This is a genomic window from Fluviispira multicolorata (assembly GCF_009208585.1).
Taxonomy (GTDB): Bacteria; Bdellovibrionota_B; Oligoflexia; order Silvanigrellales; family Silvanigrellaceae; genus Silvanigrella; species Silvanigrella multicolorata.
The window spans coordinates 427,543-439,796 of sequence record NZ_WFLN01000006.1; the positions used below are offsets into that span (position 1 = coordinate 427,543).

Here is a 12,254-nt window from a genome sequence, read left to right on the forward strand (position 1 = left end):
ACTTTACCAAATTTTATGTGTCAAGTACGAAATAAAGTCTTTTGGGACATTGTTATGATATGCTATAATATGTGAATTTTATGTGTTTTTTATTCTTGTACGGAAAGGAAGTGCATATGGAGCAGTTAAAGATTGAAAAAATGCGTCAGTTTTATGATCTTTTTCCCTATCCAAATCGTCCATTTTTTCTTTCTCCAAAAATTGAAGCCCATTTTACTTCTCACGGAGGATTTTCCCACTTAATAGCACTTAATAGAAGACCTTTTGCGCAAAAAATATGGCAATTAAGCTCTCGATGCTTAAAGGAAAATAAAGGAATAAATAAGAAAGACCTTTATATGATCCAAGGAGAATTAGAAGCTGTTTTTCCCAGTTCAAAAAGAATTCTTTTAGTGGGGTGTGGGACTGATGAACCTTTGTTATATAGAAAGCTCCATCCAAATAATGAGATTGTAGCTGTAGATCTGAGTAGAAAAGTTCTCAAAAAAGCAAAAAAAAAGCTATCCTACCAACGGTTTAAAAATTTTTTTACCCATCAAGATAGATTCAGAAAAATAAGTTTTTTGCTAGGCAATGCAGAAGTTATTTTACATGAAAAGGCCTTAGGAGGATTTGACTTTATTCAATGTTTTGGAGTTCTCCATCATCAACCAGCCCCTTATTTTCTTTTACGTGCTATGGAGGAACGTTTAAATCCAGGGGGCGTGCTCAGAATCATGGTTTACAGTTATCATGGGCGTAAACTTGAAAGAAGAATTCAGACTCGTTACAAAAAATTGTGGGATTCTTTTTTTGAAAAAAACTTTAAATTTAAAATTTTTCAAAACTATATCCAGCTTAGAGTTTGGCAATTATTAAATTATTTAGGCTTTCGTCCTGCAACAGAAGACCGCTTTCGCTATTTAGGTCCTGGCTCAACTAGTGTAGCAGATGCACTTATGCATCCTTCTGATCCTGGAATTTCTTTAAATTATTTTCATGAGAGTGCACTTCAATTAGGACTTGAAATGATATACTGTGAAGGTAAAATAGAAAATATAGGTTATGAAACTGGTTTTGAAAATCCACAAGAGGTCTGGAATAAAGTTGTCGATGCAGATACAAGGAAAGAGCTTTTGACAAATCCGATATTAATCTATCGCAAGGTGCATAAATTTGAAGCAAGGCAATAAACTACAACATCTTTTGTTAAACTCAAACCCTTGGTTTTCTGCTGTATCTGACTATAGTTTACAACTTGCTATATATTTAAGAGAAAAAAATTCTATTCTTTATTGTAGTGAAATTGGAAGCACTGCAATGGAAAAAAAATGTCTAGAAAATAAAATTCCTTTTGAAAATGCTCCAATTCATAATCAAAGTATTATAAATTTTTTTAAGAGTTTTATATTTTTGAATAAACATTTGTATAAAAATAAAAATTCATTAAAATATATTTGGGTTTTTGAAGGTAGAGAACACAGTTTATGCGCTATTTCAAAAATTATTTTTCCTTTTTTATGGAAAGATAGAGTGCTTATTAGGGTCAGAGGACAAGCTCAAAGCATAAGTTCGAACTTATTTTCAAGACTCATGTATAATGTCATGACAAATAAAATAGTTTTTGCAGCAAATTGTGTAAAAAATAGAGTCAAATTTGAAATTCCATTTGAAAAAACAATTATACAATACTACTCAAAGAATTTTAAGACAAATTATCCTAGGAATAATGATGAAGCTAAATCCATATATATTGATGTGAGTCTTCCACCTATTAAAAGTGAAAATCTTTTATATGTTGTTGTAGGGCGTTTTGATAAAGTCAAAGGACATGATTACTTATTAGATGCTTTTTTAAAGGCTGATTTTATAAATAAAAATGGAGAAAAAATAAAATCACAAATGATATTTTTAGGATACAATGCAAATTTATCCGCAGGAAGATTATATGAAAATTATTTTAAAAAATTTGGGGAAGGATTGTTTGTTCAAAATAAATATTATTTAAAATCACAAATATTAAATAAAGAGCTTTATATAATCAGCGAAAAAATGAATAACATTGACGAACTTATTAGCATGGCGCATTTTGGTGTGATACCAAGTTTAGACAGCGAAGTGATCTGTCGGGTCGGAGTTGAGTTTTTGCAATGCGGAACTCCTGTCATAAGTTCTGATGCCGGAGCACTGCCTGAAGTATTTTCTGATTTCAAAGAATTAATATTTCCAGTAGGAAATACAGAATCTCTTAAAAATTGTTTAGAGTCATCTTCAAAAATATTTCTCGATAAAAATAGTTATTCTGAAAATAGAAGAAAAGCTAAGAAAATTGGGGCTGAAAGATTTTCATTAAAAAATTATGATAATTTATATGAATTTATAAATAGAAATTAGTGATTTTTAAAATAAAATTAATATCTGATAAATTATGAAAAACTAAAAAAGATAAAGAAGATTATTAATTAAGATAATTTATAATCTTTTTCCATTGGTTGCATTAAATAAATGTAGATCTTTATATAAAATTTGTAGATTTATTTTTTTGTTTTTAACAAAACTATGTGAACTTTCTTTGACAATAAGCTCGGTATTTGAGTTTTCAATATTACCATAAATTAATGTTTCATGTCCGATAGATTCACACATTTTTATATTAAATGGAATTAAACATTCATTTTTATTTGTCTCTCTTTCTTTATCTGTAATTTGAATTCTTTCAGGTCTTATACCCGCAATTTTTGAAGAATTTAGAGAATCAATTTGTAAATATTTATTTGCAATTTCTCCTGAAATAAAATTCATGGGCGGGTTGCCTATAAAACCCCCTACAAATGTAGAAGCGGGAGATTCATATAATTCATTTGGAGTTCCAATTTGCTCAATTTCACCTTTATTTAATAAAATAATTCTGTCAGCAAGTGTCATAGCTTCTATTTGATCGTGAGTTACATAAATACTTGTTGTTTTCACGTTGCGGTGAATATTTTTAATTTCAAAACGCATTTGTGTTCTTAATTTTGCATCTAAATTACTAAGAGGCTCGTCAAATAAAAAAACGTTTGGTTCACGTACAATGGCCCTTCCCATAGCCACTCTTTGTCGTTGTCCGCCACTCAATTGATTTGGTTTTCTTTGCAATAAATCTTTCAGTTGTAGCATTTCAGCAGCAATTTCAACTTTTTTTTCTATCTCAGCTTTTGGAACCTTATGCAATTTTAGGCCATAAGCAATATTTTTATACACAGTCATATGCGGATATAAAGCATAGTTTTGAAAAACCATAGCAATGCTTCTATCTTTAGGCTCTAATTTTGTAACATTTGTTTGACCAATATAAATTTCACCTTCAGTCACTTTTTCGAGCCCCGCAATCATGCGAAGCATTGTCGATTTTCCACAGCCACTTGGACCAAGTACAACAATAAATTCACCATCATTAATCTCTAAATTAATATTTTTAATGATCTGGTTATTTTGATAAGATTTTTTTAAATTCTTTAAGAGCACTTTAGCCATATTAAAACCTTTAATTATTTTTCAGAATCTATAAGTCCTTTTACAAACCATTTTTGCATAAGAACAACGACAAGAATGGGTGGAAGCATCGCAATGAGAGCGACCCCCATAACAAGATGCCAAGGCGTTGTGCCGTCGTTAGCTATCATTTGAGTGAGAGCAATAATTATTGTGCCCATACTTTGTTTTGTCGTAATAAGGAGTGGCCACAAATATTGGTTCCATCCATAAATAAACAAAATTACAAATAATGCAGCTATACTTGTTTTAGAAAGAGGTAAAATTGTATCGAAGAAAAATCGTAAAGGCCCTGCTCCATCTATCCGTGCTGCTTCACAAAGTTCATCAGGAATACTCATAAAGAATTGCCTAAATAAAAATGTTGCTGTTGCAGAAGCAATAAGCGGAACAGACAACCCTTGGTATGAATCTAAGAAATTTAAACTTGAAGCCATTTGAAAAGTTGGTACAATTCTTACTTCTATTGGCAACATAAGAGTTAAAAAAATGAGAGCAAATGCTGTCTTTTGAAAAGGGAACTTAAAATACACAATTGCATATGCTGACATTATAGAAATAATTGTTTTTCCAAAGGTTATGCAAATTGTAACAATTAAACTATTTAATAAAAGTCTCCAGATTGAAATTCCTTGAATAATATTTTTATTTGTTGAAAATATTTCTTTATAGTTTTCAAGAAAATTTCCTCCAGGTAAAAGTGTAGTTTTACCTGAAAGAACTGTTTGAAGTGATTGTGAAGATGTAACAAGTGCATAATATATTGGAAAAGTTATAATGATAATTCCAATAATTAAAATGAAATGTGAAAGTGCAGTTGAAAATTTTTGATTTTCTTCCATTTAGTAATGTACCTTTTTCTCAACAAATCTAAAATGTAAAATAGTTATGAAAGAAACAAAAATCATTAAAATAACAGACTGTGCTGAAGAACTCCCTAAGTTTAAATTAACAATACCATCAACATAAACTTTATATACTAGATTCGTTGTAGAATAGCCTGGACCACCATGTGTTGTTGTATATATAATTCCAAAAGTATCAAAAAAAGTATAAATCATATTCATAATAAATAGAAAAAATGTTGTAGGTGAAATCATTGGAATAATAATGTCGAAAAAACGTCTCAATGGACTTGCTCCGTCAATTGAAGCTGCTTCTAATAGCGATTTTGGTATGGACTGTAAACTTGCCAAATAAAATAAAAAATTGTAGCTGATTTGCTTCCAACTAGCAGAAAGTATTATTAAAATGAGTGCGTGATTTCCGTTTAAACTTGGATTCCAATGTATATCATTTTTAATTAATATATTAGCTAAATAACCAATTGAAGGACTAAAAAGGAAAAACCAAAGAACTCCGGCAATTGCAGGGGCAACTGCGTAAGGACAAATAATAAGTGTCTGATAAAATATTTTTCCTGCTTTAATTTTATTTGCAAGGCCTGCTAAAAATAATGAAAATATGAGGCAGATAGCCGTTACGCTTATGCTAAAAATAATGGTAACAATAATTGCCGTAATATAGTTTGAATCTTTAAAGATTTCAATGTAATTGTCAAACCAAACAAATTCAGTGTTTAACCCAAATGCATCTTCTTCTTGAAAAGACTGCCAGATAGCTATCAACGCAGGCCAAAAGAAAAAGGCAAATGAGATTAATAATTGAGGCGCTAAAAAGAAATAAGGAAACAACTTAGAGTTAAATATAGCCCGCTTTTCCACTAATTAACCACCTGATTTTTTAATTATTGCGTTTCCCTTTTCAACTGCATCATCCAGAGCTTTTTGTGCAGTCATTTTTCCAGAAAGCATTGATTCAAAATTTGCTTCTACAATATTTCTAATATTTGGAAGTCCAATTATTCTTAAACCTTTTGAGTTTTCAGTAGGGTTTTTATTTGTCAATTCGGACATTGCTATAGTAAATCCAGGATTCTTATCATAAAATCCTTGGTTTTTTGAGTAGTTAAATGAGCCTTGAGTCACTGGTAGATATCCACTGAGTTGATGCCATTTAGACATAATTTCGGGTTTACTTAGAAATGAAATAAAAGTAGCAGCGCCTTTTTGTTTTTCTGGTTTTATTCCATTAAATACCCAAAGACTTGCTCCGCCAATAATTGCATTTTGTGGAGCTCCACTTACATTTTCATAATAAGGGAGTGCCGAAACTGCAAAATCAATTTTTGCTTCTTTTACTTTTCCGTAGCTTCCTGTGGAATCAAGAATAATCCCACATTTTTCGGTTGTAAATGATAACTCAGCTTCAGTTGTTCTTCCAAAATAAGTAAAATATCCAGATTTATTTGCCTTTTGAATATTTTCCCAATGCATAATTTGTGTTTGGGAATTAAAATTGAGATTGGGTGCTGAGCCTGTCATTCCGTTACTTTGTGATGCGTAAGAAATATTGTGCCATGCACCAAAATTTTCAAGTTGAATCCATGCTGGCCATGTTGTGGTAAATCCACACTTTGTGGGGTCTGATTTTTTTATTTTCTCGGCAAATTGAAAAACATCATTCCATGTTTTTGGAGGTTTATTAATATCGAGTCCCGCTTTTTTAAACATTTTTTTATTGTAATACATAATAGGTGCTGAGCTATTAAATGGAAAAGATAATAATTGATTTCCACTGCTATAATAAGAACGTACTGGAAGGATAATGTCATTTTTATTAAAATCAATTTTATTATCAGTCATTAATTTTGTAATTGGTATTGTTGCACCCTTCGCGCTAATCATTGTTGCTGTGCCAACTTCATATATTTGTATAATATCTGGTTGTTTTTTTGCTCTAAATGCAGCAATACCTGCAATCATTGTTTCTTGGTAATTACCTTTTCGAACGGCTATTACGTTATATTCTTTTTGAGATTTATTGAATTCATTTGTTATATCACTGATTACATCTGCAGCTTGTCCACTTAAACCATGCCAAAACTGTATGTCTGTTTTTGAAAATGCAGGAGTTGCATATGTAATAAGTAAAATTGAAGAAACTATTTTCAATTTCATTTTATTCCTTCCATGGATAATCTGTAAATATTGAATGAACACCCATATTAAACAAATCATAGGCTCTTTTTTTATCATTTACTGTATATGTTAGAACTGGATACCCTTCATTGTTTATTTCTTTTATCATTTCAAGCGTGACAATATCTTGATCAAGATTTATTGTTTGTGCCTGTACCTCTTTAGCTATTTTCTTCCAATCCGAGGGGAGTGTCTCAAATAAAGCGCCAATGATCAAATCTGGATGAGTTCTTTTTGCAGTTCTTAAAGAGTCCATACTAAAACTTGAAACAAGTGGTTGAGGTAGTTCTTTTGGCCATTTTTTTGCAATTGCATTGGCAATTGCAACTGCTGTTCTTTCGTCTCTATTAGGGCAAGGTTTAATTTCAATATTTGCTCCTAATTTTAATTCTTTTAACAGTAAAATTGTTTCATCAAAGGTGGGTATTTTTTCACCGCTAAAAGCTTGGTCAAACCATGCTCCTGCATCGAGTTCATTGACAACAGTCCATGGTGTTTTTGCCATAGGACCTTTGCCATTTGTAGTCCTATCAAGATCATCATCATGCATAATGACAAGAATACCATCTTCTGTTTCTTTTACGTCGAACTCAACCCATGTAGCACCCAGCTCTTTCGCTTTTCGAAATGAACTTAAGGTGTTTTCAGGTGCATATCCCTTTGCTCCACGATGTCCTATTATTCTTGGAATTTTTAAGCTGCTTAACATAGCTTCTCCTTTAGCACTTCTTTGACAGTCAGTGTAATTTAATTCTATACTAAAAAAATTTTTAAAATTTACAAGTTTGTCGACACTTTTAAAAATTTTTTTATTTAAATTTGGTATGCTTCTTTTATAGGTTTTTAATTTTTGAATTGAATTTAATTTGTATTTAATTATCAGTCATAAAAGAAAGAATTATTTATATGAAAGCTTATTACAGTTCACTGCAAAAAAAACATGTTATTAAAAAAGAAGTTTATAATGGTAAGGCACATCCTTATAATGATAAAGTCAGTCGAATTGATTCTATATTAAAAGCCTTTAGAAATGCTGGTAATTACGAAGTTGTTGTTCCAGATATTCTTCCTTATGATGCTTTGTTAAGTGTTCATGATGAAGATTATCTTAAATTTTTAGAGTCAGCACAAAATTTAAAAAATGATGAAATTATTTGTCCTTATGTGTTTCCTTGCGATAATAGAATTTCGCGCCATGAACCCTTTATTCCTAAAAGAGCTGGATATTATTGCTTCGATGCTGGTACTTCACTCATGAACCACACTTGGAGTGCGGCAGTAGCTTCTGCAAGCGCTGCATATTCCGCTGCCATGCATACAAAAAAAACAGGCGAACCTACGTATGCCTTGTGTCGTCCACCAGGGCATCATGCATCTAAAAATATGTTTGGCGGCTACTGTTACCTTAATAATACAGCAATTGCTGCGAAATATTTAGTGAAGTCAGGTAATGTCATGATTATTGATTTTGATTTTCACCATGGAAATGGCACACAAAGTATTTTTTACGATGCTTCAGATGTTTTCTATTTAAGTATTCATGCTCACCCTAAAATTGAATATCCTTATTTCACAGGATTTGAAGATGAAATTGGTATTGATGACGGCGTGAATTACAATTTAAATATTCCTCTTATGCCTCTTTCTTCACCAAAAGAATATTTTATTGCTCTGCAGAAGGGAATTAAAAAGGCATTTAAAGTTATGGATCCCGATTACATTATTCTTTCAGCCGGATTTGATATTGAAGCTGGAGATCCAATTGGTCATTTTAATATGTCGACCGATGATTTTTATATTCTTGGTAAGGAACTTCGTTCTCTAAAAAAGCCTACCATAATCTTACAAGAAGGTGGTTATTTAGTAAATGATTTAGGTAAGAATGTGGAGAGTTTTTTGAATGGATTTCAATCTTGATCTTTGGTGTTTCATTTTTAAATGAAGAGTTATCAAAGTGAACTTTAAAGATCATAAATCTAATTTATTTAAAGACTGATTTTTTAATATTATCTATAAATTCTAAAAATTGATTTATAGAATTATTTTTGATAAATAATATGATTATTTTTTTTGTTTTTTTATGAAAGGGTTAAAATGACTAAGTGTAATATTTTTTTGGTAACTTTATTTGCAGTATATTTTTGTACTTTAAGTAGTAAGGCAAGTTCAAACACATTGCTAAGAGAAGAAAAGGGAAGCAACAGTTCTATAAACTCTCTCAACGGAAAAGACGGAAAAGACGGAAAAGACGGAAAAGACGGAAAAGATATAGAGAACTCTATCTTTATAAATGGCAAAAATGGCCAAGATGGAGCTGATAATAAAGGAGGCAATGGAGGTAATGGAGGTAATGGAGGTAATGGAGGTAATGGAGGTAATGGAGAATAGAAACTCTTTCTTATCTAAAAATAAGTTTTTTGATTAAAAGTTGAAAACTCTATTATAGATAAAAGTATATATTTAGTTTATTATGAGAAAATAAATTTCTTACCCCACCCCAATTAAAATGGAATGTCGTCGTCAATGGGGCGAGAGTTTTTGCTAAAGGGTTGGCTATTATTAGGTGCAGAGGGAGTATACGGGCTTTCATTTGAATAATATGAGTCGTGTCCCTGTGGTTCGTTAGGTGGTGGAATGTCATTGCCGTGATCACGGTTTGCGTTTGGACTGCCACTTTCTAAAAACTGCATATTATTTGCTACGATTTCTGTTGTGTAACGTTTTTGACCTTGTTGATCTTGCCATGAGCGTGTTTGCAGTTTGCCTTCGATATAAACCATTCGACCTTTTCTTAGATACTTATGTGCAAGTTCTGCTTGTCTACCCCAAAGAACGACGCGGTGCCACTCGGTTCTTTCTTCTTTATTGCCATCTTTTGTCCACGATTCGCTTGTGGCAATATTTAAGGTACAAACCTGCTGTCCACCAGCTGTACTCCTAATTTCTGGCTCTTGCCCGAGTCTGCCAACAAGAATGACTTTATTCACACCAGACATAAAAAACTCCTCAAAGTGTCCAAATAAAATGAATGGGAAACTATTTTGCCCACCCAATAGGCTTATATTGAGTGTATTCGAGCGTCAATTGCTGAAAGAGGCAATGTATTATTTCATGTCTATTGACCAGTTAGTGAGCAGTTGATTTTGCTTATAAAAATGTCAAAAAAGTAACTGCAAAATAATACTATATTATTTAAAAAAACACTGGATGATATGATAAAAAATCCGATATAGTTTGGTAATGGAACGTAGATGTTTTCCATTGTACCTGACTTGCTGTCATTTCATAAAAATGCTAGCCAATGGTGCTACATGGTTATTCGTCTTTTTGTTTGTTTGTATAAATCATGTGCTATTTGCATTATTAATGCTACTATGTTTGGGATCTTAACGGAGAAAGTATGCTTAACTTTCAAAGAACTCTAAAACGTTCCGTCTCTTTTTCTGGTGTTGGGGTTCACTCAGGAAGTGTTATTTCTGTGGAAATTCGACCTGCTTCTGCAAACACGGGTTTTGTTTTTCAACGCACTGATCTTCCAAATAAACCTTATATTAAAGCCGATGTAAATTCTGTTTTTGACACAACTTTAGCAACACGAATTGGCTCTCTCGAAGCAAGTGTTTCAACAATAGAGCACCTTATGGCAGCTTTTTTTGGATTTGGTATTGATAATGCAATTATTTCTATAAATAATAGTGAAATGCCAATTTTAGATGGTTCTTCTGTCCCTTTCTTAACTCTTTTTGATGAAGTGGGCATTGAAGTTTTAAAAGAACCTAGAAAAGTTGTTGTGATTGAAAAAGTCATTGAAGTTGTTGACGAAAAGAATCCATCCCGTTTTATACGGGTTGAACCATCAAAAAAACCACTTATTTCTTATGTTATAGATTTTGCAGGTGCAGCTGCAATTGGTCGTCAGAGTATTTCCATGAATTACACGGCGAAAGCTTTTTGTGAAGAGTTTTCATTTGCAAGGACTTTTTGCCTAAAAGAAGATATCGATTATATGCATTCAAGGGGGCTTGCTAAAGGCGGGTCGATGGAAAATGCAATTGTAGTTTCGAAGACCGAAGGCGTAATGAACAGACAAGGGCTCCGCAACGATCAAGAGTTTGTAAAACATAAGACGCTTGACTGCATTGGCGACCTTCACATGCTTGGTATGCCTATTTTAGGCCATGTTATTGCTCACAAAGCTGGTCATGATTTACATAATAAGCTTGCCCGCGCTATATTAGCTGAGGTTTCTTGTCGTTCGATTTTTGTTCCTTCTGCAAAAGAAGCAGCACGCCTCAAAGCTCTTTTATCTTTTCCAAAATCTCTTTCAGAAATTGAAAGAAACTTGATTGGCCTTGCAATTGGTTAAAAAACAACTAAAGCTTTGACGAGACAGCATCATATGATGATTTTATGATGCTGTCTGTTTTTCTAATGATTGTCTTTTTAATTTATAATAAATATAACTTTTTGCTTATTGACTCTCTTCCGTTCAAGGTTAAGTTTTCAACCGCAACCTTGTCACCCCCTGTCGACGTCACTGATCTCGGCAGAGCTCTGGAGTAATTTTAAGATGGCTACAAAACGCGATTATTACGAAATTTTACAAGTCTCAAAGTCTGCCTCCGCAGATGAAATTAAGAAATCTTATCGAAAGCTTGCTGTCCAATATCACCCAGATAGAAATCCTGGGGACAAAGCGGCTGAAGAGAAGTTTAAAGAAGCGGCTGAAGCCTATGAGGTATTGAGCGATGCCTCTAAACGTCAACGCTACGATCAATTCGGGCACGCTGGTCTCAATGCGGGCGGCTTTGGAGGAGGATCTGGTTTTGGCAACGTAGACGACGTTTTCGAACATTTTGGCTCTATTTTTGAAGATCTTTTTGGTATGGGCGGCTCAAGCAGACGCGGTGGCGGTGGAAACAGGGCACGTAAGGGAGGTGATCTCCGTTATGATCTTAGAGTTTCATTCAAAGAATCTGTTCTTGGAACTGAGAAAAAAATTCAAATTCCACGCAAATCATCTTGTGGAACCTGTGAAGGATCTGGTGCCGCTAAAGGAACAAAGCCTGTAACATGTTCGACCTGTCGTGGACAAGGTCAGGTTGCCGTTCAGCAAGGATTTTTCACTTATGCTTCCACTTGTCCTGATTGTAATGGAAATGGAAAGCGTATTGCGACTCCATGTGGAGATTGCAAAGGTTCTGGTTTCCAAACAAAATCAAGTAATATTAATGTAAAAATTCCTGCAGGAATTGACACGGGTATGCGTTTGCGTGTGAGTGGTGAAGGAGAAGGTGGTGTAAATGGTGGACCAGCTGGCGATCTTTATGTCTTTATTGAAGTAGAGCTAAACCATCTCTTTAAGCGTGAAGAGTTTGATCTTGTGTACTCTCTAAAAGTTGGGGTAGCACAAGCAATTCTTGGCACAGAAGTTATGATTGACTGTTTTGAAGAAGAGCCTCGTAAAATTGAAATTCCTGCTGGCATTCAACCAGGACAAAGACTTGTTGTGCATGGGGCGGGTATTCCAAAGCTTGAAAAATATGGTAGGGGCAAAGGCGATCTCATTATTGAAGTACATGTGGAAATCCCAACAAAAATAAATAAAGAAGCTGAAGAACATCTTAGAGCATTTGCGCTAAAAATGGGACAAAATGTGAAAAATAGCAATGGCTTCTTTGACAAAATATTTGGATAAAA

General features: G+C 33.2%; 12 protein-coding genes. 6 read left to right on the forward strand and 6 right to left on the reverse strand.

Features of this window, described 5'->3' with window-relative positions:
* Positions 1-116 precede the first annotated feature (116 nt).
* Together GCL57_RS08285 and GCL57_RS08290 are read left to right on the forward strand one after the other, a co-directional pair.
* Positions 117-1,172 carry a class I SAM-dependent methyltransferase gene (locus GCL57_RS08285; RefSeq protein WP_161597666.1) on the forward strand — a complete coding sequence of 352 codons (1,056 nt, stop codon included), beginning with the start codon at positions 117-119 and terminating at the stop codon, positions 1,170-1,172.
* Complete coding sequence (locus GCL57_RS08290) at positions 1,156-2,373, forward strand: glycosyltransferase (RefSeq protein WP_152212884.1); 1,218 nt, start codon at positions 1,156-1,158, stop codon at positions 2,371-2,373. The genes GCL57_RS08285 and GCL57_RS08290 overlap by 17 nt, the downstream gene beginning before the upstream one ends.
* A 78-nt stretch (positions 2,374-2,451) precedes the next feature.
* Here GCL57_RS08290 and GCL57_RS08295 read toward each other — a convergent pair whose 3' ends face one another.
* Genes GCL57_RS08295 through GCL57_RS08315 form a run of 5 tightly spaced genes read right to left on the reverse strand, consistent with a single transcriptional unit; the run spans position 2,452 to position 7,263 of the window.
* A complete protein-coding gene (locus tag GCL57_RS08295; protein ID WP_152212885.1) occupies positions 2,452-3,495 on the reverse strand; it encodes an ABC transporter ATP-binding protein in 1,044 nt (347 codons plus the stop codon).
* A 14-nt stretch (positions 3,496-3,509) separates the two neighbouring features.
* A complete protein-coding gene (gene ugpE, locus GCL57_RS08300; protein ID WP_152212886.1) occupies positions 3,510-4,355 on the reverse strand; it encodes a sn-glycerol-3-phosphate ABC transporter permease UgpE in 846 nt (281 codons plus the stop codon).
* Positions 4,356-5,237 (reverse strand): sn-glycerol-3-phosphate ABC transporter permease UgpA, encoded by an 882-nt coding sequence (gene ugpA, locus GCL57_RS08305; protein WP_152212887.1) that lies wholly within the window; start codon positions 5,235-5,237, stop codon positions 4,356-4,358.
* 3 nt (positions 5,238-5,240) lie between these two features.
* Positions 5,241-6,533 carry a sn-glycerol-3-phosphate ABC transporter substrate-binding protein UgpB gene (ugpB, locus tag GCL57_RS08310; protein WP_161597667.1) on the reverse strand — a complete coding sequence of 431 codons (1,293 nt, stop codon included), beginning with the start codon at positions 6,531-6,533 and terminating at the stop codon, positions 5,241-5,243.
* Between the two features lies 1 nt (position 6,534).
* Positions 6,535-7,263, reverse strand: a complete 729-nt coding sequence (locus GCL57_RS08315; protein ID WP_152212889.1) for a glycerophosphoryl diester phosphodiesterase — start codon at positions 7,261-7,263, stop codon at positions 6,535-6,537.
* A gap of 197 nt (positions 7,264-7,460) precedes the next feature.
* Here GCL57_RS08315 and GCL57_RS08320 point away from each other — a divergent pair, with 197 nt between their 5' ends.
* Together GCL57_RS08320 and GCL57_RS08325 are read left to right on the forward strand one after the other, a co-directional pair.
* Complete coding sequence (locus tag GCL57_RS08320) at positions 7,461-8,471, forward strand: histone deacetylase family protein (RefSeq protein WP_152212890.1); 1,011 nt, start codon at positions 7,461-7,463, stop codon at positions 8,469-8,471.
* A gap of 177 nt (positions 8,472-8,648) precedes the next feature.
* Complete coding sequence (locus tag GCL57_RS08325) at positions 8,649-8,942, forward strand: hypothetical protein (protein ID WP_152212891.1); 294 nt, start codon at positions 8,649-8,651, stop codon at positions 8,940-8,942.
* Positions 8,943-9,055: 113 nt separating this feature from the next.
* On the opposite strand, the gene GCL57_RS08330 is transcribed toward GCL57_RS08325, so the two are convergent.
* Positions 9,056-9,550: a single-stranded DNA-binding protein gene (locus GCL57_RS08330; protein WP_152212892.1), complete on the reverse strand. Its 495-nt coding sequence runs from the start codon at positions 9,548-9,550 to the stop codon at positions 9,056-9,058.
* Positions 9,551-9,954: 404 nt separating this feature from the next.
* Between GCL57_RS08330 and lpxC the strand changes: the two genes are divergently transcribed.
* Both lpxC and dnaJ read left to right on the forward strand, forming a co-directional pair.
* Entirely contained in the window at positions 9,955-10,920 is a 966-nt protein-coding gene (lpxC, locus tag GCL57_RS08335; protein ID WP_152212893.1) for a UDP-3-O-acyl-N-acetylglucosamine deacetylase, read from the forward strand.
* A 204-nt stretch (positions 10,921-11,124) separates the two neighbouring features.
* On the forward strand, positions 11,125-12,252 hold the full coding sequence (gene dnaJ, locus GCL57_RS08340) for a molecular chaperone DnaJ (RefSeq protein WP_152212894.1): 1,128 nt from the start codon (positions 11,125-11,127) through the stop codon (positions 12,250-12,252).
* The last annotated feature ends 2 nt before the right edge of the window (positions 12,253-12,254 follow it).

Bases quoted from the DNA above. Each gene is read 5' to 3' on its own strand.
- GCL57_RS08295 (WP_152212885.1), bottom strand. From the start codon at position 3,495: ATGGCTAAAGTGCTCTTAAAGAATTTAAAAAAATCTTATCAAAATAAC.
- GCL57_RS08320 (WP_152212890.1), top strand. From the start codon at position 7,461: ATGAAAGCTTATTACAGTTCACTGCAAAAAAAACATGTTATTAAAAAA.
- GCL57_RS08285 (WP_161597666.1), top strand. From the start codon at position 117: ATGGAGCAGTTAAAGATTGAAAAAATGCGTCAGTTTTATGATCTTTTT.
- GCL57_RS08325 (WP_152212891.1), top strand. From the start codon at position 8,649: ATGACTAAGTGTAATATTTTTTTGGTAACTTTATTTGCAGTATATTTT.
- ugpE (WP_152212886.1), bottom strand. From the start codon at position 4,355: ATGGAAGAAAATCAAAAATTTTCAACTGCACTTTCACATTTCATTTTA.
- ugpB (WP_161597667.1), bottom strand. From the start codon at position 6,533: ATGAAATTGAAAATAGTTTCTTCAATTTTACTTATTACATATGCAACT.
- dnaJ (WP_152212894.1), top strand. From the start codon at position 11,125: ATGGCTACAAAACGCGATTATTACGAAATTTTACAAGTCTCAAAGTCT.
- GCL57_RS08315 (WP_152212889.1), bottom strand. From the start codon at position 7,263: ATGTTAAGCAGCTTAAAAATTCCAAGAATAATAGGACATCGTGGAGCA.
- GCL57_RS08330 (WP_152212892.1), bottom strand. From the start codon at position 9,550: ATGTCTGGTGTGAATAAAGTCATTCTTGTTGGCAGACTCGGGCAAGAG.
- lpxC (WP_152212893.1), top strand. From the start codon at position 9,955: ATGCTTAACTTTCAAAGAACTCTAAAACGTTCCGTCTCTTTTTCTGGT.